This window comes from Burkholderia sp. B21-005 (genome assembly GCF_020843965.1).
Taxonomy (GTDB): domain Bacteria; phylum Pseudomonadota; class Gammaproteobacteria; order Burkholderiales; family Burkholderiaceae; genus Burkholderia; species Burkholderia ambifaria.
Genome location: NZ_CP086301.1, coordinates 1875645 through 1899249 on the forward strand (window position 1 = coordinate 1875645; position 23605 = coordinate 1899249).

At 68.6% G+C, this 23605-nt stretch carries 18 protein-coding genes and 1 pseudogene; 4 read left to right on the forward strand and 15 right to left on the reverse strand.

Translation table 11 applies throughout. The annotated features are described in order from the left end of the window. Positions 1–16: 16 nt before the first annotated feature. Positions 17–2560 carry a fimbria/pilus outer membrane usher protein gene (locus tag LMA02_RS08805; protein WP_228904318.1) on the forward strand — a complete coding sequence of 848 codons (2544 nt, stop codon included), beginning with the start codon at positions 17–19 and terminating at the stop codon, positions 2558–2560. Here the strand turns inward: LMA02_RS08805 and LMA02_RS08810 are convergent. The 3 genes from LMA02_RS08810 to LMA02_RS08820 form a co-directional block, all read right to left on the reverse strand. Beyond that, a complete protein-coding gene (locus tag LMA02_RS08810) occupies positions 2557–3198 on the reverse strand; it encodes an OmpW/AlkL family protein (RefSeq protein ID WP_012363958.1) in 642 nt (213 codons plus the stop codon). The two genes, LMA02_RS08805 and LMA02_RS08810, sit on opposite strands and share 4 nt — an antisense overlap. A 65-nt stretch (positions 3199–3263) precedes the next feature. Further along, positions 3264–4454 carry an NAD(P)H-dependent flavin oxidoreductase gene (locus tag LMA02_RS08815; RefSeq protein WP_228904320.1) on the reverse strand — a complete coding sequence of 397 codons (1191 nt, stop codon included), beginning with the start codon at positions 4452–4454 and terminating at the stop codon, positions 3264–3266. 128 nt (positions 4455–4582) lie between these two features. After that, a complete protein-coding gene (locus tag LMA02_RS08820; protein ID WP_228904322.1) occupies positions 4583–6019 on the reverse strand; it encodes an aldehyde dehydrogenase family protein in 1437 nt (478 codons plus the stop codon). 233 nt (positions 6020–6252) lie between these two features. Between LMA02_RS08820 and LMA02_RS08825 the strand changes: the two genes are divergently transcribed. Then, positions 6253–6618 (forward strand): hypothetical protein, encoded by a 366-nt coding sequence (locus LMA02_RS08825; protein ID WP_006753485.1) that lies wholly within the window; start codon positions 6253–6255, stop codon positions 6616–6618. A gap of 34 nt (positions 6619–6652) precedes the next feature. On the opposite strand, the gene LMA02_RS08830 is transcribed toward LMA02_RS08825, so the two are convergent. Further along, positions 6653–7117 (reverse strand): Lrp/AsnC family transcriptional regulator, encoded by a 465-nt coding sequence (locus LMA02_RS08830; protein WP_228904324.1) that lies wholly within the window; start codon positions 7115–7117, stop codon positions 6653–6655. Positions 7118–7250: 133 nt separating this feature from the next. On the opposite strand from LMA02_RS08830, the gene LMA02_RS08835 reads away from it, so the two are divergent. Then, positions 7251–8297, forward strand: coding sequence for a zinc-dependent alcohol dehydrogenase family protein (locus LMA02_RS08835; protein ID WP_228904326.1), 1047 nt, complete (start codon positions 7251–7253; stop codon positions 8295–8297). A 115-nt stretch (positions 8298–8412) separates the two neighbouring features. Here LMA02_RS08835 and LMA02_RS08840 read toward each other — a convergent pair. The 11 genes and pseudogenes from LMA02_RS08840 to LMA02_RS08890 all read right to left on the reverse strand — a co-directional run. Then, positions 8413–8544: pseudogene (locus LMA02_RS08840) on the reverse strand (DUF2501 domain-containing protein); the annotation flags it as partial. Positions 8545–8594: 50 nt separating this feature from the next. Further along, positions 8595–9833 (reverse strand): MFS transporter, encoded by a 1239-nt coding sequence (locus LMA02_RS08845; protein WP_228904328.1) that lies wholly within the window; start codon positions 9831–9833, stop codon positions 8595–8597. A gap of 56 nt (positions 9834–9889) precedes the next feature. Continuing rightward, on the reverse strand, positions 9890–10150 hold the full coding sequence (locus tag LMA02_RS35515) for a hypothetical protein (protein WP_416378647.1): 261 nt from the start codon (positions 10148–10150) through the stop codon (positions 9890–9892). 43 nt (positions 10151–10193) lie between these two features. After that, positions 10194–10988, reverse strand: coding sequence for a 2,3-dihydro-2,3-dihydroxybenzoate dehydrogenase (locus LMA02_RS08855; RefSeq protein ID WP_228904333.1), 795 nt, complete (start codon positions 10986–10988; stop codon positions 10194–10196). Further along, the gene (locus LMA02_RS08860; protein ID WP_228904339.1) at positions 10985–14902 is read right to left on the reverse strand and encodes a non-ribosomal peptide synthetase; all 3918 of its coding nucleotides are present in this window, start codon (positions 14900–14902) and stop codon (positions 10985–10987) included. The genes LMA02_RS08855 and LMA02_RS08860 overlap by 4 nt, the downstream gene beginning before the upstream one ends. 44 nt (positions 14903–14946) lie before the next feature. Then, the gene (locus LMA02_RS08865; RefSeq protein WP_228904341.1) at positions 14947–15273 is read right to left on the reverse strand and encodes a DUF2218 domain-containing protein; all 327 of its coding nucleotides are present in this window, start codon (positions 15271–15273) and stop codon (positions 14947–14949) included. Further along, complete coding sequence (locus LMA02_RS08870) at positions 15270–16136, reverse strand: isochorismatase family protein (RefSeq protein ID WP_228904343.1); 867 nt, start codon at positions 16134–16136, stop codon at positions 15270–15272. The genes LMA02_RS08865 and LMA02_RS08870 overlap by 4 nt, the downstream gene beginning before the upstream one ends. A 49-nt stretch (positions 16137–16185) precedes the next feature. Beyond that, positions 16186–17811, reverse strand: a complete 1626-nt coding sequence (locus LMA02_RS08875; RefSeq protein ID WP_228904345.1) for a (2,3-dihydroxybenzoyl)adenylate synthase — start codon at positions 17809–17811, stop codon at positions 16186–16188. Continuing rightward, a complete protein-coding gene (locus tag LMA02_RS08880) occupies positions 17808–18992 on the reverse strand; it encodes an isochorismate synthase (RefSeq protein ID WP_228904347.1) in 1185 nt (394 codons plus the stop codon). The genes LMA02_RS08875 and LMA02_RS08880 overlap by 4 nt, the downstream gene beginning before the upstream one ends. A 50-nt stretch (positions 18993–19042) precedes the next feature. Further along, positions 19043–21247: a TonB-dependent receptor domain-containing protein gene (locus LMA02_RS08885; protein WP_228904350.1), complete on the reverse strand. Its 2205-nt coding sequence runs from the start codon at positions 21245–21247 to the stop codon at positions 19043–19045. Positions 21248–21362: 115 nt separating this feature from the next. Beyond that, positions 21363–22325: a helix-turn-helix transcriptional regulator gene (locus tag LMA02_RS08890; protein ID WP_229050231.1), complete on the reverse strand. Its 963-nt coding sequence runs from the start codon at positions 22323–22325 to the stop codon at positions 21363–21365. 160 nt (positions 22326–22485) lie between these two features. Between LMA02_RS08890 and LMA02_RS08895 the strand changes: the two genes are divergently transcribed. Then, positions 22486–23604 (forward strand): ABC transporter substrate-binding protein, encoded by a 1119-nt coding sequence (locus tag LMA02_RS08895; protein ID WP_228904358.1) that lies wholly within the window; start codon positions 22486–22488, stop codon positions 23602–23604. Position 23605: the final 1 nt, after the last annotated feature.

Genomic DNA, 23605 nt, shown 5'->3' on the forward strand with positions numbered 1-23605 from the left:
CGATTCCGGATCTGCGATGTCAGGTGCCATTCGTGGCCCGCGCGGCCTCTTCGCGCTCGGGCTGTTCGCCGTTGCGAGCTGCATGCCGTGCGTCGCCGCCACCGACCCGGGCCCCACCGCACCCGACACGCTCGAGTTCGATACCGGCGTGCTGCGCGAGCACGGGATCGACGCCGCGGCGAGCCGCTATTTCGCGCACGCGCCGCGCTTCATGCCCGGCACGGCTTCCGTTCGGCTGACGGTCAACGGCAAGCGCGCCGGACGCGCCGATGCGCGATTCGACGACAACGGCAACCTGTGCGCGACGCCCGGCCTGCTGCGCGCGGCCGGCCTGGTCGTGCCCGACGCGCTCCGGGATGCGACTGCGGCGACCGCGCGGAGCCCCAGCGCCGACACGCCGCCCTGCTACGACTACCGGCGCGCCTATCCGCAGGCGATCGTCACGCTGCGCCCGGCCGACGGCGCCGTCGACTTGGTCGTGCCGCCCGACGCACTCGACACGGGCCGGCGCACGCCCGGTATGTTCGAGCACGGCGGCTTCGCCGGGCTCGTCAACTACGACCTGCTCGCGATGACGACGCGTAACCCGGCCGGCACGTCGCAATACTGGCAAGCCACGACCGAAGCCGGCTTCAACGCGGCGGACTGGATCGTGCGCAGCAGCCAGATCGCCACGGTCGTCGACGGCCATGCCGGCATCGATCATCAGGCAGCCTACGCCCAGCGCACGTTCGCATCGCGCGGCACGACGCTGCAGGCCGGGCAGATCGTCCCGCGCTCGACGCTGTTCGCGATCGGCCGGACGTTCGGTGTGCAGATGTTTCCGGACGAAGCACTCGCCGTCACGCCCGGCGCGGCCGCACGCGTGACCGGGATCGCGCGCACGCAGGCGCGCGTCGAGGTGCGCCAGCTCGGCGTACTGATCCATGCGTCGCAGTTGCCGCCGGGGCCGTTCACGCTGACCGACCTGCCGCTCGTCAGCGGCAGCGCGGATCTCGACGTGACCGTCGTCGAGGCCACTGGCGACGTGCAGCATTTCATCGTGCCGGGTTCGTCGCTGCCCGGTGCCGGGCTCGCCGCCGCGCAAGGGCTGGCGATCGCGGTCGGCCGCCTGCAGAACGACGGATACGCACAAGCCCCGTGGCTCGCGACCGCCACGCGCGGCTGGCAGATCGGGCAACGCGCGCGGCTCAACGCCGGCATCCTCATGTCGTCGCCGTTGCAGGCGGGCGCTGCGAGCGTGGAATTCGCACCGCTTGCCGGCGTCGCCGCGGCCGTCGGCGTCGACGTCACCCGCGCCGCCGGTCGCCACGGCGCCCAGACGCGTCTCGCGCTATCGAACAACGGCGACACGCCATTGCGCGCCGATGTGTCGTTCGTTCGCCGCACGTCCGGATACCGTGAACTGACCGATGCGGTGCGGTCGATCGACGCATTCACGCCGCCGGCGCGCACCCAGTTCGCGGCGGCGCTCGGCTGGCGCGATCGCACGTTCGGCATGCTGTCGTTCGACTACACGCGGGTCGCGGTGGTCGACGGCCCCGCGATGCAGCGCATCGCCGGCGCATGGACCCGCCCGCTCGGGCGGGGCTCGCTCGCGCTGAACGTGAGCCGGACGTTCGGCACCCGCGGCGCCGTCGGCACCCACGTTTATGTGAGCGCGACCGTGCCGATCGGCACGCGCAGCGTCAGCGCCTTTGCGAACGTCACCGGCGACTCGGTGCGTTCGGGCGCCCGCTATTCCGACACGTTCGGCCGGACCGGCAGTTACAGCGTCGCGGCCGACTACGACACCGCGATCCGGTCGCCGTCGATCCGCGCGACGGTCAGCGCCACGCCGAAGCATGTGCGCGCGATCGTCAACGCGGGCCTCTACGGCGCCGATCGCGCCACGCTCGGTATCAATCTGCGCGGTGCGGTCGCGCTGCTCGATGGCGTCGGCATGCTGTCGCCGTATGAGATCCGCGACACGCTCGCACTCGCCCGCGTCGGCGATCGCGCCGGCATCGAACTCATCACGCCGTCAGGCCCGGTCTGGACCGATCGCCACGGCCGCGCCGTCATCGCATCGCTGCCCGCGTACGCGCGAACACTCGTCCGGATCAACACGAAAAGCCTGCCGCGCAATCTCGACCTGAAGAACGGCATACAGACCGTCGAAGCCGGCCGAGGCTCGGTCAGCCGCGTCGAATTTGCCGTCGAGCAAACGCGGCGCGTGCTGCTGACCGTGACGCTGGCGGACGGCGTGCCGCTGCCGGTGCTGTCGACCGTCACCGACGACGACGACCGGTTCGTGACCGTCACCGGAAGCGAAGGCAGGTTGCTGCTCACGGGCGCCCAACTGACGACGCCGCTGCGGGTCGCGTTGCCGGACGGCGCGTCCTGCCGCCTGGCGATCGCGTTGCCGGCCAAGCCGCCTGCGACGACGCGCTATTACGAGCGGGCCGACGCGCGCTGCGAATCGTCGCCCGCGTCCGTCGCGCAAGCCGCACAAAAAAAGAGCGGCATGCCGACTGCCATGCCGCCAACCCCAACTCTGTTCTTTTCCGCGCGCGCCTAGAACTTCATCCCGACGCCCACGCCGACGATCAGCGGATCGATGTGCAGCGTGCCGATGCCCTTGTCGCCGAGCGTCGCATCGGTGCTCATCCAGATCTTCTTCACGTCGACGTTCATGAACACCTTCTTCGTGAGCTGCACGTCGACGCCGAACTGCAGCGCGGGACCGAAGCTGCTCTTGTTGATCGACACGCCCTCGCCGCCGACATTGAGCCCGTTGTTGTAGAAGTACGTGTAGTTCAGGCCCGCGCCGACGTACGGGCGCACCTTGCCGGCATGGTTGAAGTGGTACTGCAGCAGCAGCGTCGGCGGCAGCACGCCGACGCCGCCGAGATTGCCGAGGCTCGACGTCATCTGGTGCCGCGACGTGCCGAGGATCAGTTCCACGCCGAGGTAGTCGCGGATCATGTACGTGAAGTCGAGCTCCGGCACGATCGCGTTGTTCACGCCGGTGTTGATCGCGCCCAGCGTGTCGCTCGCGCGTTCGTTCGGCTGGATGCTGATCGCGCGCAGCCGGACCAGTACGTCCCCCTGGTTGATGCCGTCGCCCGGCGAAGCCGCGTGCGACAGCGAAGGCAGCGCGGCGAGACTTGCCGCAATGGCCGCGGCGGTGACACAAGTTCGAATCGTTTTATGCATGGTGCGGACCCCTGAAGAATGCATTCCATTCTCCCTGTAGGGTCTTTGGGGTATCTTGATATTCGTCAAGCCAGCGTAAACATCGGACGGTTTGTCGCAGGCTCCGCCGCGCGGCCCGTCAGCAGCAGATCGAGCAGATCGCGTACGCTGCGGATCGCGTTGCCGAACGGCAGCGCTTCGCGGCCGCGGAAGAACAGGCCGTTCGCGACGTCGCCGCGCAGCGCGGCCGCGAGCCGCGTGTCGATGCAGAAATGGCCGAACTTCTCGATGCCGTCGCGCAACCCGCAGACGCTCAGGCATTCGAGCGCGGTCGGGCAGCGCTGCCGGAACGCGCCGAGCTTGTCGCGAATACGCGTTTCGTTGCGCAGGTAACGATCGAGCCAGGGGGTCTTCACCGCGCGCGCCGGCAGCCCCGTCACGCTGACGAATTCGACGATGTCGTCGGGCAGCGCATCGGCCAGCACGCGCTTGAAGTTCGGATGCGCATCGCCCTCCTCCGTCACCGCGAACGGTGTTCCCACCTGCACGCCGTTCGCGCCGGCCGCGAGCGCCGCGCGCACCGTGTCGTGACTGTTGATCCCGCCCGCGACGATCAGCGGGATCGTGTCGCGCGCGAGGCCGAGCGACGCCATCACCTGTGCGGTCTCGTCGAGCACGCGCGCGAAATCGAAGCGCGCATCGTGCATGTCGTCGATCTGCGTGACGCCGAGGTGGCCGCCCGCATGCGCGGGATGCTCGATCACGATCGCATCGGGCAGCCGCCCCTTCTTCATCCACTTCTTCAGCACCAGCGCGATGCCGCGGCTGTCCGACAGGATCGGGATCAGCGCGATGTCGTGCCCCTGCGTGAGGTCGGGCAGATCGAGCGGCAGGCCGGCGCCCATCACGATCGCGTCGGCGCCTTCGTCGCATGCGACGCGCACGTAGTCCGCATGCGCGCTCACCGCCTTCATCACGTTGACCGCGATCATCCCGCGCCCTTCGCTGTAGGTTTTCGCGAGGCGAATCTCGCGTGCGAGCGCGTCGAGGTTCGCGGCCTCGAGCATCGGGCGATCGGGATTCGCGCGGCAGCGCGCGAGCAGGTCCGCGTGGTGGTGACGCAGGTCGATGCTGGCGATCGTGCCGAGCGCGCCTTCGCGCGCGACGCTGCCGGCGAGGCGGTGCGCGGAAACGCCGACGCCCATGCCGCCCTGCACCACGGGCAGCAACGTGCGGCCGCGAATCTTGAGCGGCGGGAAGGAAGTGCGTGCGGTCATCTGAACCTCGTCGAAACAAACGAAAATCGGAAACGCGATGATCGACGATCCACCGGCGCGCACCTTGACGGCCGTCAATAAAAAACGGCACGCGAGCGTGCCGTTTCGGGTCATGCGGGGTAAAACGCTCAGGCCGGATTCGCCGGCTTGAGCTGCATCGACTTGTACTCGAGATACTCTTCGAGCCCGTACACGCCGTTCTCGCGGCCGTGTCCCGACTGCTTGTAGCCGCCGAACGGCGCGGCGCCGTTCCACATGCCGCCGTTGATGTCGACCTGACCCGTGCGGATGCGGCGCGCGACGCGCATCGCGCGTTCGTCGCTGCCCGCCCACACCGCGCCGCCGAGCCCGTACGGCGAATCGTTCGCGATGCGCACCGCTTCGTCTTCGTCGCGATACGTGATGATCGACAGCACCGGCCCGAAGATCTCTTCCTGCGCGATCGTCGATTTCGGATCGACGCGGCCGAACACCGTCGGCTTCACGAAGAAACCCTTCGCGAGCCCTTCCGGCAGGCCCGTGCCGCCCGTCACGAGTTCCGCGCCGTCGTCGATCCCGCGCTGGATATACGCCTGCACGCGCTGCTGCTGCGCCGCCGACGCGAGCGCGCCGAGGCGCGTCGTTTCCTCACGCGGATCGCCCGCGACATACGCTTCGGCCGCCTTCTTCGCGATCTCGCGCGCCTCGTCGTAGCGTGCCTCCGGCACCAGCATCCGCGTGTGCGCCGAACAGGTCTGGCCCGCGTTCAGGTAGCAAGCGTTGACCGTGCCCTTCACCGCCGCCGCGAAATCGGCATCGTCGAGGATCACCGACGCCGACTTGCCGCCGAGTTCGAGCGCGACGCGCTTCACGCCCGCGGCCGCGAGTTCGGCCACGCGCTTGCCAGCACGCGTCGAACCGGTGAACGACACCATGTCGACGTCCGGATCGGTCGCCAGCACCTCGCCGACGACAGGGCCATAACCGCATACGAGATTGAACACGCCCGGCGGCAGGCCCGCTTCGTGAATCGCTTCGGCGAGCATGAACGCGTTGAGCGGCGCGACTTCGGACGGCTTCAGGACAACCGTGCAGCCGGCCGCGAGTGCCGGTGCGACCTTCAGCGTGACCTGATTGAGCGGATAGTTCCACGGCGTGATCGCCGCGACGACGCCGACCGGCTCGCGCACGACCAGCGAGTTGCCGACCGTTGCCTCGAATTCGAACGATTCGGCGAGCTTCGCGTACGCCTTCCAGTTGTAGATCGGGCCGCCGACCTGGATCGCGCGCGACAGCTTGATCGGCATCCCGACTTCGCCGGTGATCGACTGCGCGAGTTCCTCGCTGCGCGCCTGCAGGCGCTCGACAATCTTGCGCAGGTAGCCCGCGCGCGTCGCGGCCGGCGTCGCGGCCCATGCGTCGAATGCCGCGCGCGCCGCGCGGATCGCGTCCTGCGCATCCGACGCGACGCCTTCGGGAATCCGGCCGATCACGGCCTCGGTACCCGAGTCGATCACGTCGATCGTGCCCGTTCCGGCCGGTTTGCGCCATGCGCCGTCGATGTAGAACTGGTCGTAGATTTTCATCGCTTCCTGTCTCCCGGAAAACGGCCATTCTAACGAGTGTGACGCGGCACGGCGATGACGTCGAACGCGGCCGCAGCGCGCACGGACGGTGCGCCGCACGCCCGCTTCCCGCGGCTGCGGCATCCGCGCCACGCGGGTGCACGACGTGGTCCGCATCGTGCTATGTTTTTAGTATCGGCGCCGGCCGCTGCAGGCCGCGCCACCCGGAATCGATGCCTTTCGCGAGCGCTGCCATGACCGACGCATCCCGTACCCTCGGTTCGCAAGATCGCCTGGAGCTGCTGTGCTGGCTCACCTGCGGCAATCTCGGCGCGTTTTATCTGAATGAATCCTGGCCGGACGCGTCTTTCCAGGTGCAGGCCGCGCACCGCTGGCTCGACCGCCATCACCGGCAGGCCGACTGGCTCGCGATCGCGAAGCTGGCCGCGCTGGCGCAGGACATCGCCAAGCGGCACGCCGGCTTCGTCGATGCGTCATGGGCGCGCGACGCGGTCGAGGAAATCGTCGATACCGACGATCTCGACTACCGGGCGAAACTCGTGCAATGGGTCTACGAAGACTGCTGCAAGGCGCTCGCCGACAAGCGGCTGGCCGACTGACCGCTCGCGCATGCGCGAGCGCCGGTTTGCGCCATCACGCTATCGGCAGCCGCTGCGTCGACTTCAACTGCCGCAGCGACAGGTTCGAGCGGATGCTCAGCACGCCCGGCAATCTGCGCAGCACCCTTTCAACGAAATGACTGTAGTCGTCAAGGTCGGCCGCCACCACCTGCAGCAGAAAATCCGCTTCGCCGGTCGTGTTGTCGCATGCAAGCACGTTGGGGCTTGCCTGGATCAGACGCTCGAACTCGGCCGCCACCTCCTCGCTGTGCTGCGTGCAGACGATCTGCACGAACGCCATCACGCCGAGCCCGAGCTTTCGACGGTCGAGCCGCGCGTGATAGCCCGCGATCAACCCCGCTTCCTCCAGCCGCCTGAGCCGGCGCCAACAGGACGTCTCGCTCAGCGAGAACGCTTCGGCGAGCCGCGCATTCGATACGCGCCCGTCCTGCTGGAGCATGTCGAGCATGCCGCGATCGATCCTGTCCAGTTGTTCCATGAAAGCTCCTTGCGGCATTCGCCCGATCTTCGCAAGGCTATCTCAAGAATACCCGTTTCTCAATCGCAAAATGAAAGATAAATCCGCTTTCGTCCGGCTATATTGAAAGACTCATTCGATCCAGGAGGAGATAGTGAAAGCAGTCGTTTATGAAGCGTTCGGCGCGGCGCCGCGGTTGATGAATGTCGACGATCCGACACCGGCACCCGACGGCGTCGTGATCGAAGTGAAGGCGACCGGCGTGTGCCGCAGCGACTGGCACGGCTGGATGGGGCACGACCCGGACATCGTGCTGCCGCATGTGCCGGGGCACGAACTGGCCGGCGTCGTGGTCGCGGCGGGCGCGGCGGTCACGCGCTGGAAGGCCGGCGACCGCGTCACGGTGCCGTTCGTCGGCGGCTGCGGGCACTGCCCGGAATGCCATTCCGGCAACCAGCAGGTATGCGAGCGGCAGTTTCAGCCCGGCTTCACGCATTGGGGCTCGTTCGCCCAGTTCGTCGGCATCCATCACGCGGACCTGAACCTCGTACGGCTGCCCGACGCGCTCGATTTCCCGACCGCGGCGAGCCTCGGATGCCGCTTCGTGACGTCATTTCGCGCGGTGGTCGACCAGGGGCGCACGTCGGCCGGCCAGTGGGTCGCCGTGCACGGCTGCGGAGGCGTCGGTCTGTCGGCGATCATGATCGCGCATGCGATCGGTGCGAACGTCGTCGCGATCGACATTTCGGACCAGGCGCTCGCGCTCGCGCGATCGGTCGGCGCAGCGGCGACCGTCAATGCGTCGCAAGTCGCGGACGTTGTCGATGCGGTGAAGGAGATCACGCGCGGTGGCGCCCACGTGTCGCTCGATGCGCTCGGCCATCCGACCACCTGCTTCAACTCGATCAGCAATCTGCGCCGCCGCGGCAAGCATGTGCAGGTCGGGCTGATGCTCGGCGAGCATGCGACGCCGGCCGTGCCGATGAGCAAGGTCATCGCGCACGAACTGGAGATTCTGGGCAGCCACGGGATGCAGGCGCATCGTTACGACGCGATGCTCGACATGGTGCATGCCGGCACGCTCGCGCCGAACCGGTTGATCGGCAAGGAAATCAGTCTCGCCCAGTCGATTGATGCGCTGATGAACATGAACCGGTTCGAAGGCGCCGGTGTGACGGTCGTGACGGACTTTTCGGGTTGACGCGACCGGACGTTACCGCCGGCGATGGCGACAGCCGGCTTCTGCCGCCGCCACATCGGCCTTTTCTGCCGTTCGCGCACGGACTCGACGTGCGCGAACGGTCCGCGACGCCGGCTTACAACAGCGACTTCCCTTGCGCCAGCACCTTGTCGCAGATCTGCTTGGTGACCTGCTGCTTCAGGCCGCCGCCGCTCAGGTCGACCTTGCTGCCGTTGCCTGCGTCGAGGATCCCGCTCGCGCCGCTCGTACACACCAACACACCTGGGCGATCGTGTCGCGCCCGTCTATCGAACACCGTCACGCCGCCGTCGTACCCGCCCCGTCGGCGCGGGCCGCGACGAACACGACGACGAGCACCATGCCGATCGAAGCGAACGGCGCCGCCGGATGCAGTTCGTACAGCATCGTACCGACCAGCGGCGCAACGACCATGCTGAGCCCCTGGGCCATCGACATCGCGCCCGCGCACGCGGCCTGCTCGTGCGGTTCGACGCGCGTGCTCGCGAGCGCCGCGACCGTCGGAAAGGCCGCGCCCATGCCGCACGCCGCGACCAAATAGCTTGCGCACAGCAGCAACGGATGCGCAGCCCCCACCGCCAGCGTCGACACGAACCCGGCGCCGCCCGCCAGCGCGCCCCAGCTCAGCCATTGACGCGGCGCGACCGCGCGCAGGCGGCCGACCAGCGACTGCATCGCGATCAGGCCGACCCCGGCGCTGCCGAGCGCATAGCCGACCACCCTCGATGCATCGCTCGTCCGGACCTGCAGCCGGTCGATCACGTAAAAACCGAGCACGCTGTTCGCGATCATCACCGCGCTGTACAGCGCGAACGCGCTGCCCCACGGTAAGCGCAAGCGCGGATCGGTCGGTTTCAGCCGGGGCGGCGCATGCCGTGCGAGATGCGGACCGTCGCTGCGCAGCCGCCGCAGTCCAGCGAATCCGGCAAGCGGCAGCAGCGCGAAAACGGCGAGCGCGAGCGTCATGTCCACCCCCGCGAGCCAGCCCGCCAACGGCGGCGCGAGCGCCATCCCGATTGCGCCCGCCGCGCCGAATCGCGCGAGCGCGGACGCCCGTCCGGCGACCGGCGTCCGGTCGGCGATCCACGCGGTGGCGGCGACCGGCAGCCCCGCATAGCAGCCGCCCATCGCGGCGCGCGTCACGAGCAATGCAAGAAAGCCGGCCCACGCCGGCGGCACGGCGTGGCCGCCGCCGCGCAACGCCCAGCCGACGTAGCCCGCCAGCAGCAGCGAACTCGCGACGAATCCGCCGATCGCCGCGCGCATCGTCGGCAACCGCCCGCGGATGTCCGCGGCCCGCCCCCAACGCGGAGCGACGGCCATCCATACGAGTCCGACGATACCGATGATCGCGCCGAAATGCAGCGGCGCGAGATGCATGCGCCGCGCCATCGGGCCGGCGATCGTGACGAACGCGTAGGTGCCGGCCACCATCGCGAAGTTCGCAAGCAGCAGCGGAATGAAAGAGGTGCCGGCGTCAGCCGGCGCTTGCAGGGAATCTGCGGGGGCAGTCGACATACATGTTCCGATGGAGAAAAAAGTCCGACCGCGGTTCCGGCGTGCATCGCCGCCGGTCAACCGGCGATGTGCGCACAGCAACGCGGCCTCGGTGGCTTCTCAGCCGACGCACGGGTCCGTGACCGAACTGCCGTAGCGCAACTCGCCGTCGAGCGGGCGCCGATCGCAGCCCAGCTCACAAGGTCGGACAGATAGTGCGGCGGCGCGACATCCAGCACCTCGGCCGCGACCGGCAGCCCGAGCGCATTGATGTCCGCGAGCAGCCGCCCGAACGCGCCTGCCGCCGCGTGTGCGGCGCAAGCCGAAATCTGTTTCATGACCATGCTCCTGATACGAAATGCCGACGGACGTCACGAACGATCACACGCCGAGCGTCGCGCCGCCATCAACGCACAGCGTATGCAGCGTCACGTGCCGCGCCGCGTCGGACAACAGGAACAGCACCGCGTCGGCGACGTCTTCGGGTTCCGCGATGCGGCCGAGCGGAATGCCGGTGCGAAAGGTTTCGAGCGCGCCCGCGATGACGCCTGCGGCACCGTCCGGCCCGCGCCACAGCTGACGCTGCATCGGCGTGTCGGTCGAGCCCGGGGCGACGATGTTGCAGCGGATGCCGTGCCCGGCCAGCTCGAGGCCGAGGCAGCGAGTGAACTGATGCGCGGCGGCCTTCGACGCCGCGTAGGCGGCCATCTGCGCACGCGGCACAAGCGCCGCGTTCGATCCGACGGTCACGATGCTGCCCGCGCGCCGCTCGATCATGTACGGCGCGACCGCACGCGCCAGATGGAACACCCCGTGCGTATTCACGGCGAAGCAATGCGCCCAGTCGTCGTCGGTCAGCGACGTCGCCTGCGCGAGCCGCAATACGCCGGCCACGTTCGCGAGCATGCCGATCGGGCCGGTCGTCGCGGCCACGCATTCGACCGCAACGCGAACCGCGTGCGGGTCGGCCACGTCGAGCGCGAACGGATGGACGCGGCCCGGCGCCGGCGGACGGTCCGCCGCGGCACGCGCCAGCGTGTCCCCATCGGCATCGAACGCCGCTACGTCGACGCCGCGTGCGGCGAGCCCGCGAACCACGGCGGCGCCGATCCCGCGGGCCGCGCCGGTGACGACGGCCACGCCCGCCGGAAACGTCATGTCGATTGTCGTGCTCATTGCATCTCGCTCCTCGTTTCGAACGCCAGGTCGGCCCACCCTGCGAGCCGTTCGGCCAGTGCGGCACCGATCGCCGCCATCGGCGCCGGATCGGACATCCCGTCGTGCGAGCAGTCGAGCGCCACGCAGATCGGCAACGCCGCGGGCCGATGTACTGTCCAGCTGTCGGGACCCGGTATGCCGGGCTGTTTGCACGTCGCGTCGAACAGCAGCAGTTCGCCGCCGTAGTGCGGTGTGGGTGCCGCGCGAAATTGCCGCATCTGCCGCAGCGTCGCGTCGACCAGCGCATCGGGCCCCGCGCCGCCGAGCGCCGCGAACGGACTGTTCGCGCGCAGCAGGCGCTGTCGCAGCGACGTGTCGGACAGCGCCGCCGTATCGAAATCGCCGTTCACCGTCAGCAGGATCCGCAGCGCATCGCTGCGCACGGGCTGCGGCCTGGCTGTCCACGCGGAAGACGGATAGCTGTCCATCAGCGCGACCACGCCGACCAGCGCACCCGCGCGATCGAGGGCCGCCGCGACGGCGTAGGCGAGCGCGCCGCCCAGCGACCAGCCGAGCAGGTGGTACGGCCCGTGCGGCTGCAGTGCCCGCACGCGCCGTACGTACGTGTCGACGAGTGCATCGAAGTCGACCGCGCCGTTCGTATCGTCGAGCGACAGTTGCAGCCCGTCGATCGTCGTGTCGGGCAGGTACGCCGCCAGCCGCAAGTAACTCCATGCGAGACCGTCGGCCGGATGAATGCAGATCAGCCGTTGCGCGGCGCCGCTCGCCGTCTGGATCGCGAGGTGCGGGCCGAATGCGTCGCGCTGCGCGCGCGGTCGGTACGGTAGCGGCGCACGTAGCGCGGCCGTCAGCGCCGCGACCGTTGCATGACGGAACAGCATCGACACCGGCACGTCGCGTCCGAGCGCACTCGCGAGCCGCGCGCTTGCCTGGATCGCCTGCAACGACTTGCCGCCGATCTCGAAGAAATTCGAGTCGGCCGTCAGTGCTACGCCGCCGAGCACGCTGCGCCACGCATGCATCACCTGTCGTTCGAGCGCGTCGGCGGCCGGCGCGTCGTCCACACCGACGCGGGCCGCCATCGCAAGCTGGCGCAGCGCATTGCGATCGGTCTTGCCGTTGATGTTGCGCGGCAAGCGCTCGAGCACGTGCCACGCGTCGGGAATCGCGACGGCCGGCAGCGCGTCGGCGAGTTGCGCACGCAGTGCGGCCGTGTCGTCGGTGCCCGCGACGAACGCCGCGAGCGTCGTCACGTCGGCGTCGCCGCGCAACGCGATCACCGCAGCCTCGCGCACCTCCGGCGTGCGCAACAGCCAGTCCTCGATCTCGCGCGGGTTGATCCGTACACCGCTGATCTTCACCTCGTGGTCGATCCGGCCGTCGAATACCAGCCGGCCGTCGATAACGGCGGCAAGGTCACCAGTCCGGTACGCGCGCGCGCCGGTGCCGGGCAGCGCGACGAAGCGCTCGGCCGTCAGCGCCGCATTGCCCGGGTAACCGAGCGCTAGGGCGTCGCCGCACAACACCAGTTCGCCCCTGCGCCCTTTCGCCACCGGATACAGCCGTTCGTCGACGACATACGCGTCGATCCCTGCGCGCGGCATGCCGATCGGCACGGGTTCACCGTCGCGCCAGACCGCGTCGGGGCCGCTCACGCGCGCGGCAGTCGCGATGATCGTCGTCTCGGTCGGCCCATAGGTGTTCAACAACACGCGATGCGGCAAGTGCGCACGCCAGCGCCGAATCCGCTCCGGCAAGGCGGCTTCGCCGCCGATGATCGTCAGCCGCACGCCGGCAAGGCGTCGGGCATGGCGAGCGTCCAGCGCGTGTGCGAGCACATGCCAGTAGGCGGTCGGCAAGTCGAGCACCGTGATGCGGAGCCGCTCGACTTCCGCGGTAAACGCATCGACCGAATCGAGCATCGCGTCGTCGCGCAGCACCAGCGTCGCGCCATTGCAAAGGCTCGCGAAGATTTCCTCGAAGCTCGCATCGAAATGCAACGGCGCGAACTGGAGTACGCGGTCTTCCGGGCCGATCCGATACAGGTCGCGTGTGCTTTCGACGAAATGGGCGAGCGCGCCGCGCCCGACCCGCACACCGTTCGGCCGGCCGGTCGAGCCCGACGTATACAACTGATAGGCGGATTGCGCAGCGTCGGTTGCGTACGTCCCCCATGACGGCGACGGCGGTCGCGCCGCATCGAGATCGAGCACCGCGCGACCGTCTGCGCATCCGCGCCATGCATCGCGCGTGATCACGAGCGCGGGTGCGGCGTCCGCCAGCATCGCGACGACCCGCTGAGGCGGTCCGTCCGGATCGACCGGCACGATCACCGCGCCGACCTTCAGTACCGCGAGCATCGCTGCGATCACATCGGGCGCACGCGGCGCGGCGATCGCAACGCATGCGCCGCGCGCGATGCCGCGCTGCACGAGTTCCCCCGCGAGCGCATCGGCGTCGGCGAGCAGCGTCCGATAGTCGATGCAGCGCTCGCCCGCTTCGATCGCCGGATGCGCGGGCGCCGCGCGAGCGACGCGTTCGATCCGTTCGAGCACGTCGTCGCACGGCCCGGTCAGCGGTGCGCCGCGCACGATCGACGGTGTCGGCATCCCGCCGAGCAGCACGCCGACGGGCTCGTCCGGCGCATGCGCAGCGAACGCGTCCAGCCACGCCGAAAGATCGTCGGCATGCGCGGCGAGCACGGCCTCGTCATAGGCGTTCGGGTTCGCTTCCAGCGTCAGGTGCCACGCGCCGCCGCGCACGGCGAGCGTTACGTTCAGATCCTTCACCGGGCCGCCGCTAACCGCACGCGTGTCGCTCGCGAGCCCGTGGAATGCGACCTGCCGTTCGAACGGCATCACGTTGACGGCCTGGTTGAACAGGAATGCGTCGCGCTCCAGCAGGCCGAGATCGCCGCGAATCCAGCCGTAGCGGTAATACAGGTGCGGCCGGATCGCGCGCAGTCGCGCCGCGCATTCGCTCGCCAGTGCGCGCGACGAACACGCGGCATCGACATGCGCGCGCAACGGCACGATGTTCATCGCCATGCAGGGCACGGCGAGCGCCGGCGTGCCGAGCCGGTTCATCACGGGCAGCCCGAGCGTCAGATCGCACTGCCCGCCCTGCTTCGCGAGCCACAGACCGATCGCGCACAGCAGCCATGCGTTCCAGTCGACGTCGACCCGCTCGGCGGCCGCGCGCAACGCCTGCACGCGGCCGGCGTCGAGCACGCGTGTCTCGCGCCGCGCGTCGAGCGCGATCTCGTGCTTCGGCACGAGCACGAGCGGTGCGGGCACGTCGCGCAGATGCGCTCGCCAGAACGCGCGATCGGCTTCGAACCCGCCGTCGGCGCGATAAACCGCTTCGGCGTCCACGACGCGCCCGAGTCGCCAGTCAGGCAGCACCGGCAGCGGCGCATCGCCGACGCGCGCGTTGTAGCGGGCCGCCACGGCCTGCTGCAGCAGACCGTAGCCGAAGCCGTCGAGCGCGATGTGATGGACCTGCAGATACCACCAGTGCCGGGTCGGCGACAGTCGCAGCAGTGCGGTGCGGTACAGCGGATCGGCGGTCACGTCGCAGCAGGTGGACAGCGACGCCTTCATCCACGCGCGCGCCGCCTCGACGGGGTCCGCACGGGCCGACAGGTCGACCAGCGGCAGTCTCGTGCGCGGCGTGCCGCGCGCCTGCCACAGCGCATCGTCCTGCCACGCAAAGCGCATATGCAGTGTGTCGGCGTGGTCGAGCACGGTCTCGACGCTGTCGGTCAGCGCAGCGACGTCGAGCGCACCGTCGAGTTCGATGATCTCGGCCGTCAGATAGCCCGGATCGTCGGGATCGACCTGTTGCGCGACCCAGATGCCATATTGCGCGGACGTTGCGCGAAGCGGAGAAGAAGCGGGTTCGGTTTGCATGAGCGGACACATCACGAAGTTCGTTGAACCGGAAGCGGGCCGCATCATGCGCCGCGCGCCCAAGCGACCACCAGCGCGCGGTTGCGCGACATCAGGCCCAGGTGTTCGTCCATGACGTACTGGACCTGTTCGAGTCCCTCCGGCGAATCGGCCTCGCAGCGAAGCTGCAATACGTCGTCGGTGCGCACCATCCGGCACACGCCGTATGGAAAATCGACGGTCGCGCGATGCGTGTCGAACACGACGGGCACCTTGATCGCGAAATGCTTGCACAGCTTGAACAGCACGCGTTCGGCCTGCGGCACCGACACCGCCGCGGTACTGACAAACGGTGCCGGACGCGCGTCCTGCATCGCCGGGCCGGCCTTCACGCGCTCACCTGCGCCGCGCGCTGCAGTACCCGCGTCCACGCGCCGAGCGTCGGCTGCTCGGCCAACTGGACGAACGTGACGTCGTACCCTTGTCCGCGCCACTGTTCGACGAGGGTCATCATCCGGATCGAATCGAAACCGCAGTCGACCAGGTTATCGTGCTCGTGCAGATCGGCGGCCGGCATCCGCAGACTGTGGGCAACCTGTGCGGCGATCGCGGCAAGTGTCGGCGCCGCCGCAGCGTTGCCGACGAGCCTGTCCGTGGTCACAGTCATCCCGCAGCGACCAGCCACGTAGTCGAGCGCCATCCGGTGCTCGCGCTCGGAAAAATCCGCGAGCGCATCGGCAACGAAGAATGGCTTCACGTCACGCATGAACGCATCGCATGCCGTCATCAGGCAGCCGATGTGCGCATAGACGCCGCAGATCGCGAGTTGATCGCGCCTCTGCTCGCGCAGGCGAGTGTCGAGCAGCGAGCGCTGGAATGCGCTGTAGCGCCACTTGTCGAGCACCGTATCGCCGGATGCCGGCGCAAGCGCTTCGCAGATCGACGCGCACGACGGCTGCGCGGTGAGGCCCGGCCCCCACATGTCGGTCAGAAGCGCCCGGTCGACCGTCGCCTGCATCGCCGGCTGCGCGGTGTAGAAGACCGGCATCCCGGTCGCGTGCGCAAAATCGATCAGGCGGCGCACATGCGCGATCAGCGTCGGCACCGGCGCCGCCGTGCGGTCGTAGAAGTCGAGGAAGTAGTCCTGCATGTCGTGCACCAGCAGCGCCGCACGGCGTGGTTCGAACTGCCAGTTCACGCGGTTCGCCGGCAACTCCGCCGGCATCGGATAGGAAGCGATTTTCGGAATGGCCATGATGGTCCTGATCTGGAATGCGGAAATAGGTGCGGCAGTGCCGGCGCGGTCACGCAACGGCGGCCAGCCGAGCGGCGATGTGCTGGCGCAGCGCACGCTTGTCGATCTTGCCCACCGGCGTCTTCGGGAATGCGTCGACGAACTCGATCCGGTCGGGCACCTTGTAGGCGGCCACGCCCTGCCCGCGCACGAATCGCACCAGGTCTGCCGCGGCCGGTGCGGGTGTGCCGCGAATCACGTATGCGCAACTGCGTTCACCGAGATACGGGTCCGGCATCGCCACCAGGGCGGCGTCGACGACGCCCGGATGCGCGAGCAGCAGGTGCTCGATCTCTTCGGCCGGAATCTTCTCGCCGCCGCGGTTGATCTGATCCTTTGCGCGCCCCTCGACGACGAGATGGCCATTCGCCGTCAGACGAACGCGATCACCCGTGCGATAGAAGCCGTCCGCCGTGAACGCACGCGCGTTGTGCGCGGCCGCGTCGTAATAGCCGCGGATCGTGTACGGGCCGCGCGTCAGCAGATGGCCGACTTCACCGGGCCGGACCGGACGATCGTCGTCGTCGACGATGAGGATCTCGTCGTCCGGCGAGATCGGGCGCCCTTGCGTGGCAGTCACCACGTCGAGCGGATCGTCGAGCCGCGTGTAATTGACGAGCCCTTCCGCCATCCCGAATACCTGCTGCAATTGCGCACCGAAGCCGTCCGCCGCACGGGTCGCGAGCGCCGGATCGAAACGCGCGCCGCCGACCTGCACGAGCTCGAGGCTGGCCAGCGCCTCGCGCCGCTGCGCGGCGGCGGCCAGCCACACGGGTACGAGCGGCGGCACGAGCGCCGCCACCGTCACGCGCTCGCGTTCGATCAACGCAAACGCGACATCGGGGCTCGCACCGTCGGCGAGCACGACGATGCCGCCGGCATGAAAAACGCCGAACGAACCCGGCGAGCTCAGCGCATAGTTATGCGCGGCCGGCAGCGCCGCGAGATAGACGCTGCGCTCAGAGAGTCCGCAGAGACGCGCGCTCTCCCGCACGCTGTACAGATAGTCGTCGTGCGTGCGCGGAATCAGCTTCGGCGTCCCCGTGCTGCCGCCCGACAATTGCAGGAACGCGGTCGCGTGCGCGCCGGGCCCCGGCGGCAGCGTGCGTTCGCCAGCCGCGTCCAGCGCGTGGGGCAACGCAACCCGCGCGTTACCGGGTGCCGTGAACAGCACGTGGCGCAGCGTCGGCGCATCGGCACCGATCTCGCCCGCAAGCGTCCGGTAATCGAATCCGTCGTGCCGTTCCGCCGCAACATAGGCGACCGCCCCCGCGTGACGGCAAAAGTAGCCGATCTCGCGCCGGCGATGCGCGGGCAACGCAAACACCGGCAGTGCGCCGATCCTGAACAATGCGAACGTCAACGCGAAAAACGCGACGCAGTTCGGCAATTGCACGACGACCCGGTCGCCCGGCACGATCCCGATGGCCGTCAATGCGTGCGCCGTGCGTTCCGCCTCGGCCGCGAGCGTGCGGTACGACCAGCGCAAGTCGCCCTGCACCAGCGCGATGCGCTCGCCATGCCGCGCGACACGTTCGTCGAGCCACTGGTCGAACGACTGACCACGCCAGTATCCCTTGCGGCGGTATGCGTCGGCGAACGCGTCCGGCCAGGGCGTGCGGCTCTCCAACGTCATGCGGCCTCCCGCGCGGCGCCCGACGCCGCATCGTGACGAATCCCGAGCGCATCCAGCATCGTGCGGAATTTGGCGGCGGTTTCCGCACATTCGCCCTCGGGCGTCGATTCGCCGACGATACCCGCGCCCGCATACAGCCGAAGCGTGCGGTCGCATGCTTCGGCGCAACGAATCGTGACGACCCACTCGCCGTCGCCCTGTCCATCGACCCAACCGAGCATCCCCGCATAAAAACCGCGATCGAACGGCTCTGCATCGCGGATGCAGTCGCGCGCCGCTGCGCGCGGCGTGCCGCAGACGGCGGGCGTCGGATGCAGCGCGAGCGCAAGCGTCAACGCATCCGCATCGGTCTCGCCGCACACTTCGGTGGACAGATGCCACATCGTTTCCGTGTGAACGAGCGACGGGCGTGCCGGTACGTCGAGGCGCCGACACAGCGGTGCGAGGCAATCACGCACCGCTTCGACGACGACCCGATGCTCGTCGAGGTCCTTCGCGGACGCCAGCAGCGCCTGCGCGCGGCGCCGGTCCTCGACGGGATCGCGGCTGCGCGGCGCAGATCCCGCGAGCGGGTTCGCCCGTACGACGCTGTCGAAGCGGTTCACGAGCAGTTCCGGACTCGCGCCGAGCAGCGTGCGGCCCGCGCCGAGATCGACCGAGAACGTATAGCCGTGCGGATTGCGCGCCGCGAGCCGTGCCACGAGCGAGGCGACGTCCACCGCGGCGTCACCGGTCGCCTCCAGCGTGCGCGCCAGCACGACCTTGTCGAGCTCGCCCGCACGGACCCGGGCGATCGCATGCGCGACCGCCTCCGCGTAAGCCTCCGCCGGCGGCACCTCGCGCGTCGCGTAGCGCATGCCGCCCGGCTCGGGTGCGCTCAGCGCGCCGAGAGGCCGGGCGCGCAGCATCGTGCGCGCGACCCGCAATGCGGCCGGCGCGTCGGCATCGAACGGCACGGCGCCGACCACGGCCGCGCCGGCATGACCGTCTGCCCGCGCGCGACGCAGCGCATCGTTCACGCGCGCCGCGAGCGGAACATCCGCATGCGCAATCGCCTCGGCAACGTCGCCGGCCAGCAGCGTATGGGCCGGCGTCGCCAGAAACAGCGGGGTATCCGCACGATAAACATCCCATACGTTGTGGAATGCTAATAGATCGGACGATCGGGAAATCGCATTCATGACATTTGCCTCCAGATTGAACGAGCCGGCGCCCGGTGCCGGCGATGCCGTCACATTTCGGCGGTCAGGCTCACCGCGATGCGGCGCCCCTGGTCGACGAGCCAGTTGTCGCTCAGCCCGGTCGTCCGGGTACGATCGTCGATCGGCACCCTCTTGTTGGTGAGGTTCAGCACCGCGAAATTGACGGAGAAACGCTTGTCGATCCGGTAACGGCCGCCGAGATCGAAGGTCGTTGTCGACGGCCGTTCGCGCACGCCCTGCGCGCCGTTGCGGAATGCAGCCCAGTACTGGCTGCCGATATAGTTCGCCGCCGCATAGAGATCGAGTTTGGCCGTCGGGATCCAGTCGACCTGCACGTTGAATTTGTTCTTCGGCGTCTTGTCGAGCGGGTAGCCGTCGAGCGAGCTGCCGTTGAATGCCTTCTCGCCGCTGCCCTCGCGGCGCGATTCGGTCAGCGTGTACGCACCGGACACTTTCAGCGTGCGCGACAGGCGCGTGCCCACGCCGATCTCGAGCCCGTACAGCTTGACCCGATCGATGTTGTCGTACACATAGATGTTGCGCCCCGGCGAGCGCGGATCGGGCTTGCCCGTGTCGTAACTCGACACCTTGTTCTTGAACAGGTTGTTGAACAGCGTCAGGCCCGCATAGGTATCGCCCATGTCGTAGCGCACTCCGAGTTCCTCGGTCAGGCTCGTCTCCGGCTTGAGGTCCGGATTGCCGCACAGCGTGCCAGGGGTCGCGCCAGCCGCGCCGCCCGACGTCATGCAATAGCCGCCTGTGCTCTGACGCAGCGCCGGCGGTCGAAAGCCCGTCGACATGCCGCCGCGCACCGTCCATGCATTGCTGAGCTGGTACACGCCGTAAATGCGCGGGCTCACGTGGCTGCCGTATCGGTCATCGTGATCGAGCCGCACGCCGGTCGTCAGCGTGAAACGGTCGTTGAAGAAGTAGTCGTTCTCGCCGAACAGCGCCCATGCGTTGCGCGTCACGCGAGCCGCATTGGTGCCATGGCCTTTCGGCACTGCGTCCTGCACGCTGACGCCCGACAGTCGCGACCAGATGTGCTGGCCGCCCACCGTCAGGATGTTGCGTTCGCCCCACCACGGCACCTCGGCCTTGCCTTCGAGGATCGTGTCGGTGAGCACCGGCTGCACCGCCGTGCGCCCTACCGGCGTCCACTGATCCTGCACGCCGCGCTCGCCGTACAGCGACACCGTCGTATTGCCGAAGCCCCAGCGGCCGTCGTGCGCGATGCCCCAGTAGTCGCGCACGTGCCGCGTCTCCGTGACGGCGGACTCGGCCGTCCGCGGCGTGAGCGGCGCAGCGCTCTTGCCCGGCGTGCTGAGATAGGTGAGCTGCTCGCGGCCGACGCTCAGGCTCACGTCCTGGTTGCGCGCGGGTTTCGCGGACAGCTTCACGTCGAAGCTGCCGATTCGTTGCCCGTTCGCACCGCCCGTGCCGCTGTTCGGGTAATAGATGTCGTCCTCGCCGCGATGCAGCAGCCGCCCCGACGCCTGCAGCCCGAGCACGTCGGATTTCAGCGGGCCGCCGAGCCAGAAGTCGACGCTCTGCGTGTCGCCCTGGTTCGATTCGAGCTGCCATACGCTGCCGGCCGTGATCGTGCCCCCCCAGCGCTTCGGCACCTTGCGCGTGATCACGTTGATCACGCCGCCCATCGCGTCCGCGCCGTAGAGCGACGACATCGGCCCGCGCACGACCTCGATGCGCTCGATCGCCGACAGCGGCGGCATCAGGTTCGATTGCACGCCGGCCGTGCCGCGGTTCATCGTTTCGCGCGTATTCTGACGACGGCCGTCGACGAGGATCAGCGTGTACTCGCCCGGCATCCCGCGAACCGAGATGTCCTGATCGTTCGGCGACGACCCCACCACGCTCACCCCTTCCACGTTGGCGACGATCTCCGCGACCGACGTATAGGGTTTCGCCTCGATGTCTTCGCGGCTGATCACCGAAATGCTCGCGGGCGCTTCGCGGATCGCCTGCTCGCGGCGGCTTGCCGTAATGACGATTTCCTTCATCGTCGGACCGGGGACCGCGTTCGGCGGCGGCGGTTCACCCGGCTTGTCCGGTTCGCCAGGTCCGGCGGCGGCACGCACGGCGGCGGCCGAGGACGCAGCGACGGGTTCCGCCGCCGGTTCGGGCGTCTGCGCCCATGCGCACGACGCACCCATCAGATACAGGCTGGCAACGACGACCGGTTTCAATGCAAAGCTTGCGGCTTGACTCGACATGATGGCGCTTTCGATGTTTCACAATGGAATTGATTCTCATTTGCATTATGAAATATGAAAGCAACCGAAATATTTGCGCAAACTTCAAACTCGTTTGAGCGCCGCCCCGACTCCGTCAACGGCGGTCGCTGCGCCGCGCGAGCGTCGGCGTCACGCCGAAACGACGCTTGTACGCCGTCGCGAAATTCGCAGGGCTCGTATAGCCCGCCAGCGCCGCGGCCTGTTTGACGCTCACCGCATCGCGCTCGAGCGCGAGCCGCGCGCGCTGCAGATGATGCTCGCGGATGAAGTCGAAAACGGTCGTGCCGTAAGCCGAGCGGAACTGCCGCTGCATCGCGTTCGCGCTCATCCCGACATGGCGGGCGATGTCGTCGAGCGACAGCGCCTGCGCCGCGTCGCTCGCAAGGAATGCGCGCAGCTCGGCCATCCGGCGGTAGTCCCGCGACCCGAGCGACGTCTCCACCACGTGCCCCGCGTCGTTTTCGAGCGGCGCGAACGCTTCGGCAAGCAGTTCGAGCATGCGGCTCTCCAGATAGATCGCCTGCAGCATCGGCTGATAGGCCGGTGGCCGCACGATCTGCTCGGCGAGCGCCGTCGCGCGCGGCGTCGGCCGCCAGAAGCGGATCGCCAGATGCGCTGACAACATCGCATCGAGTTGCTGCGGCAACCTGCCGCGGCATGCCGTCTGCAGATGGCCCAGCCATTCGCCGGACATCGCAAGGCTCAGCCGCCGCGCGTAACCGCCCTTGCTGAGCCGCCGGCGGAACGTGTCCGGCTCGACCGCGTTGAGCAGGAACGACTGCATCCGCACGGCAGGCTGCGCATCGTCGCGCCCCGCACGGCGCCCGCCCGTCGTCAGCACCACGCGACGGTCGCCATACGACACGTCGAGCGCACCCTCTAGCAGCAGCACCAGATGCAGGCCCGGCGAACACTGCCCCGACAACACGGCATCGAATTCATCGGTGGCGTCGTCCGAGTGAACCCGCAGGCCCGGCCGCACTTCACGGATTCGCGCGACGTGCGCATCGTGCCGATGCCGGTCGGATTGGAAAGCAGTTGGCGGCGACGCCGTCATATGGTCTTACCCCCGCGCAGGCCCGTTGCGCCCGCACAAACTATTTTGGCGTTCGATCAAACAGCCGACCTCCGCTGTCACGGCATCGGCTCGGCTACGATCAAATGAGAATTATTCTCGTTTATATCGTATCGGGAGTGGCATGAGAAAGACAAGCGGAATGTGGGCCCGACTCGGCGTATGGCTATGCGGCTGGCTGGTGATGCACGCCGCACAGGCGGACACGACCGTCACGGACCTCGCCGGAAGGCAGGTCCGAATCCCCGCGCGCGTCGAGCGCGTACTGCTCGGCGAAGGCCGTCTGCTGCCGGCGCTCGCGGTCGTCGACGGCGATGACCCGACGCGGCGCCTCGTCGGCATGATGAGCGACTTCGAGCAACTCGACCCTGCAAGCTACGCGCAATGGCTCGCCCGTTTCCCGCACTTGAAGGCGGTGCCGCGGATCGGGCGTTCGCAGTCGGGCAGCTTCAGCGACGAGCGCGCGCTCGCCCTGCGCCCACAGGTCGCGATCTTCGGGCTCGGCGGCGGCCACGGCCCCGGCGAGCGCGATCGCGAAACGCTCGCGCGGCTCGAGGCGGCCGGCGTCGCGATCGTATTCGTCGATTTCCGGCACGATCCGCTCGCCAATACCCCGCGCAGTGTCGCGCTGCTCGGCCAGGTGCTCGGTTCGCCGCAGCGCGCGGCGAAATTCAACGCGTACTGGCGGCAGCAGCTCGAGATCGTCCGCACCCGGCTCGCGGCCGCGCACCCTGCCCCACCGAGCGTGTTCCTGGAGAGCCGCGTCGGCCTGTCGAACGGCTGCTGCGACACCATGACCGGCATGATGGGCCATCTGCTCGATGCGGCCGGCGGCAACAACGTCGCGAAAGGCCGCGTGCCAGGCGAACACGGTACGCTGAATCCGGAGTACCTGCTGAGCAGTCAGCCCGACTTCTATATCGGCACCGCGATCGGCTCGGTCCAGACGCTGCCGAGCGCGCCGCAGCGCATCGCGCTCGGCGCCGGCGTGCCGCACGACGTCGCCGCACGCTCGCTCGACCGCTCGCTGCAGCGGCCGCAACTCGCGCCGCTGCGCGCGGTGCGCGAACGGCGTGCGTATGCAATCTGGCATCACTTCTACAATTCGCCGTTCAATGTCGTCGCCGTACAGGCGATGGCCAAGTGGCTGCATCCGGCGCTGTTCGCCGATCTCGATCCGCGCGCCACGTTCGACACGATGGTGCGGCGCTTCCAGCCCGTTGCGCTGCAAGGCGAATACTGGGTACAGGAAGGATCCTGAC

Coding starts and splice junctions, on each gene's coding strand:
- LMA02_RS08805 (WP_228904318.1), top strand. CDS start 17: ATGTCAGGTGCCATTCGTGGCCCGCGCGGCCTCTTCGCGCTCGGGCTG.
- LMA02_RS08810 (WP_012363958.1), bottom strand. CDS start 3,198: ATGCATAAAACGATTCGAACTTGTGTCACCGCCGCGGCCATTGCGGCA.
- LMA02_RS08815 (WP_228904320.1), bottom strand. CDS start 4,454: ATGACCGCACGCACTTCCTTCCCGCCGCTCAAGATTCGCGGCCGCACG.
- LMA02_RS08820 (WP_228904322.1), bottom strand. CDS start 6,019: ATGAAAATCTACGACCAGTTCTACATCGACGGCGCATGGCGCAAACCG.
- LMA02_RS08825 (WP_006753485.1), top strand. CDS start 6,253: ATGACCGACGCATCCCGTACCCTCGGTTCGCAAGATCGCCTGGAGCTG.
- LMA02_RS08830 (WP_228904324.1), bottom strand. CDS start 7,117: ATGGAACAACTGGACAGGATCGATCGCGGCATGCTCGACATGCTCCAG.
- LMA02_RS08845 (WP_228904328.1), bottom strand. CDS start 9,833: ATGTCGACTGCCCCCGCAGATTCCCTGCAAGCGCCGGCTGACGCCGGC.
- LMA02_RS35515 (WP_416378647.1), bottom strand. CDS start 10,150: ATGAAACAGATTTCGGCTTGCGCCGCACACGCGGCGGCAGGCGCGTTC.
- LMA02_RS08855 (WP_228904333.1), bottom strand. CDS start 10,988: ATGAGCACGACAATCGACATGACGTTTCCGGCGGGCGTGGCCGTCGTC.
- LMA02_RS08860 (WP_228904339.1), bottom strand. CDS start 14,902: ATGCAAACCGAACCCGCTTCTTCTCCGCTTCGCGCAACGTCCGCGCAA.
- LMA02_RS08870 (WP_228904343.1), bottom strand. CDS start 16,136: ATGGCCATTCCGAAAATCGCTTCCTATCCGATGCCGGCGGAGTTGCCG.
- LMA02_RS08875 (WP_228904345.1), bottom strand. CDS start 17,811: ATGACGTTGGAGAGCCGCACGCCCTGGCCGGACGCGTTCGCCGACGCA.
- LMA02_RS08880 (WP_228904347.1), bottom strand. CDS start 18,992: ATGAATGCGATTTCCCGATCGTCCGATCTATTAGCATTCCACAACGTA.
- LMA02_RS08885 (WP_228904350.1), bottom strand. CDS start 21,247: ATGTCGAGTCAAGCCGCAAGCTTTGCATTGAAACCGGTCGTCGTTGCC.
- LMA02_RS08890 (WP_229050231.1), bottom strand. CDS start 22,325: ATGACGGCGTCGCCGCCAACTGCTTTCCAATCCGACCGGCATCGGCAC.
- LMA02_RS08895 (WP_228904358.1), top strand. CDS start 22,486: ATGTGGGCCCGACTCGGCGTATGGCTATGCGGCTGGCTGGTGATGCAC.